Origin of the sequence: Ruoffia tabacinasalis (genome assembly GCF_042652985.1) — a bacterium.
Lineage (GTDB): Bacteria > Bacillota > Bacilli > Lactobacillales > Aerococcaceae > Ruoffia > Ruoffia tabacinasalis.
The window spans coordinates 1-2,909 of record NZ_JBHSHQ010000051.1; the positions used below are offsets into that span (position 1 = coordinate 1).

Sequence of the window (2,909 nt, forward strand, 5' to 3'; positions counted from 1 at the left end):
GTTCAAGAAAACGCGATTTGCCTGGCTCAGGAAATCGCGTTTTTGTGGTCTTATTGGAACGCTATATGCATAAAGTAATTAATTACAATAAAGACTTAATTAATACTTTAAGCTTATTATCCTTACAATATATAAAGTATGGAACATAAAGAAAGTATAGTTAATAATATTTTGGCATCCTAATAAATAATCATTCACTATTAAAGTTTGAATTTTACATGACGAATTGCAATAATTATTGCGACTTTTTTTTTTACTCAATTAATGAAGTTTCGTGCATGAATTTTTCTAAAGGTATTTGATAATTCAGACATTTTCTTGGTCGATTATTCATTAGCCATAAAGCTGTGAATAATTCAGTTTCACTTACTTTAGCTAAATCAGTTTTCTTCGGAAAGAATTCGAGCATTAAGCCATTCGAATTTTCGTTTGTCCCTCTTTGCCAAGCGCTGTAAGCATCCGCAAAGTAGAAATCAATGCCTGATGCCTCTACATCTGGGTAACAAGCGAATTCTTTCCCGCGATCAGAAGTAAATGATTTTAAGGCGTGATCAGGCAGATTACTTGTTAACTGCTCAATTGCATTGTGCATGGCGTCTTTAGTGCGGTTGGGTATCAGAAAAGCAAGGTATAAACGACTTTTACGCTCTGCGAAGGTCGCCAAACAACCTTTACTCTTTCCGCGTGAAGAAACCATTGTATCCAATTCCCAATGTCCAAACTCTTGTCTGTTTCTAACTGACTTAGGTCGTTTGGAGATCGAGCGACCAATATTGAACTTACCACGTGTTTCTTGAGGTTGGCGACCTTTACCTTTGTGTCTTAGCACTTGTAAGGGAACGTTTAAGATGCCTTCATAAATCCAGTTATAGATTGTTTTAAAGGATAGTTTCTCTTGATAATCTCGACCCACAATCTGTTCGGGTGACCAGGTCATTTCTAGTTTATGTTGAATATCCTCAAGCAACTTGGGTGTATGTTTCGCTTTTCTGCCTTTGTGAGAAGCAAGTTGATTCGCATCTGCTTGAGAAGCTTTCGCAACATAGGATGGAGTCGAACACCGATTAAGTTCACGATAAATAGTTGAACGATGACGACCTAACAAGTTCGCAATATAGTTAATTTTATAGCCTTCTTGAACAAGCACTTCTATTTTTGACCGTTCTTCTATGGTAAGATATGTATAGCTCATAATAGACCTCCGTGTGTATGTTTTTGTCGTTATTAACATCTTACACGAATCTATTATGAGTTTCTTTATTGTCGCATTTAATTTTACAATTCATCACATAAAAAAGGCTGGACAAAAGTCTCAAAAAAAGCCAGTCACAAACATTATTGTTTGTGACTGGCTTTTGCATCCTTTTAAAGCTTGGTTCTACAATAAATAGGGTTGATGACAAAGAACCTATATTTTGTACTAGTTTAAACTAACCATCCTTTAATAAATCCTTCGCAATTTCATCAGTAGTGACAATATTATTAACCAATTGATATTTTAGCGCAGTTTCAATTGCCTCAAGTTTATTTTGACCAAATCCAAGCAGAAGAATATTTGGTATATTATTTAAATCTTCCAGATTTATTCCTATTACATTCCTATTTATAGGATGATCAACAACTTTTCCCGATGCATCAAAGAACTGAGAATTTATATCTCCTACTACACCTAGCTCTTTTAGCTCAGTAATACTTTGTTCATCTAGATATCCTATTCGACTCATCGTATTATCTCCATAAGGTGTAGAAATACCCACTACTGCTAAATCTACATTTTTTGATGCTTCAGTGACATTACATATTGCATTATTATTTAATAATTCTTTTTTAATAACCTCATTAGACATCATTGCTGGAGCATACAAGTATTTAGCAGTGGCATGCATTTTTCGCGCCAAGTCATAACTTAATTGATTGGAATGTATTTCAACATGATGATCACCCATTCCTCCAATAAGAGGATAAATTTCTATATCGCCTTGGTTTGTAAATGGATAATGGTCTACCATCCCTCTAATAGTCTTTCCCCAAGAGATTCCTAGTGTACTAATATCTGTGGTCATTTTTCTAAGTGTGTTAGCTGCTTCTTGGTACACTTTTTTTGCCACTTCTGCTTCATTTATCATATAAGTATCAACAACAGTCGCATTATTTAAACCATATTTCTCTTCTAGCTTTCGCTCAAGGTTTACAGTATATGTATCATTACTGCGAATATAAATTTCAACTATACCATCATTTCTAGCATCTATTAAAATTTTTGAAATTAACGATCTCGAAACTCCTAATTTCCGAGCAATAGCAGCTTGAGTCATCCCTTCATCATAGTACATTGAAGCGACCTTAACTATAGCTTTTTCATCAAACTGTGCCATCTTTCCACCTCCAATATACAAAAAATGCTATGATACTATTTCAAGTATCATAGCATCTTTTTATATTAATTACTAAATGAAATTTCCTCACCAATTTCTACTTGTGGGAATACGCTTGGCTCTACTTGAATCGCCCCAGGTAATAATTCATCGTTATCTTTAAAATAAATAGATAAATGACCTAGTTCTTCAAAGTTAGCATTAGCGGCATTACCCACTTTTGTCACAGTATAAGTATTTCCACCCATAACTAATTGAGTTCCCTCTTTAATTGTTCCGTCAGCAAAATCGGCTTCAGGATCATGGATAACGCTAATATCTTTTAACTCACTAGGTGCGTTTGTACCAAATAGTACAACTAACATTTCCTCTTCAAATGCAGGTACCATTGAACCAATTTCTAATACTTTTGTTTTAAAACTCATTATATTTCCTCTTTTCTTTAATAAAATTAATACATCCCGAAACTAAATACCCACGCAATTACAACCGCTAACGCTCCAGTAATTACTCGACTATATAATATCGCAGGTA

The 2,909-nt window shown here is 34.4% G+C and carries 4 protein-coding genes; all 4 read right to left on the reverse strand.

Annotated elements, in window-relative coordinates; all coding sequences use genetic code 11:
- Nucleotides 1-253: 253 nt before the first annotated feature.
- Nucleotides 254-1,192 carry an IS30 family transposase gene (locus ACFO5Y_RS08995; protein ID WP_197104881.1) on the reverse strand — a complete coding sequence of 313 codons (939 nt, stop codon included), beginning with the start codon at nucleotides 1,190-1,192 and terminating at the stop codon, nucleotides 254-256.
- A 238-nt stretch (nucleotides 1,193-1,430) separates the two neighbouring features.
- Nucleotides 1,431-2,375, reverse strand: a complete 945-nt coding sequence (locus tag ACFO5Y_RS09000; protein ID WP_197104882.1) for a sugar-binding transcriptional regulator — start codon at nucleotides 2,373-2,375, stop codon at nucleotides 1,431-1,433.
- 65 nt (nucleotides 2,376-2,440) lie between these two features.
- Nucleotides 2,441-2,800: a PTS glucitol/sorbitol transporter subunit IIA gene (locus tag ACFO5Y_RS09005; protein ID WP_197104883.1), complete on the reverse strand. Its 360-nt coding sequence runs from the start codon at nucleotides 2,798-2,800 to the stop codon at nucleotides 2,441-2,443.
- A gap of 26 nt (nucleotides 2,801-2,826) precedes the next feature.
- On the reverse strand, nucleotides 2,827-2,901 hold the full coding sequence (locus ACFO5Y_RS09010) for a hypothetical protein (protein ID WP_380706317.1): 75 nt from the start codon (nucleotides 2,899-2,901) through the stop codon (nucleotides 2,827-2,829).
- Between the last annotated feature and the right edge of the window lie 8 nt (nucleotides 2,902-2,909).

Excerpts from the sequence above, each read along its gene's own strand:
- ACFO5Y_RS08995 (WP_197104881.1), bottom strand. The coding sequence starts at position 1,192 with ATGAGCTATACATATCTTACCATAGAAGAACGGTCAAAAATAGAAGTG.
- ACFO5Y_RS09000 (WP_197104882.1), bottom strand. The coding sequence starts at position 2,375 with ATGGCACAGTTTGATGAAAAAGCTATAGTTAAGGTCGCTTCAATGTAC.
- ACFO5Y_RS09005 (WP_197104883.1), bottom strand. The coding sequence starts at position 2,800 with ATGAGTTTTAAAACAAAAGTATTAGAAATTGGTTCAATGGTACCTGCA.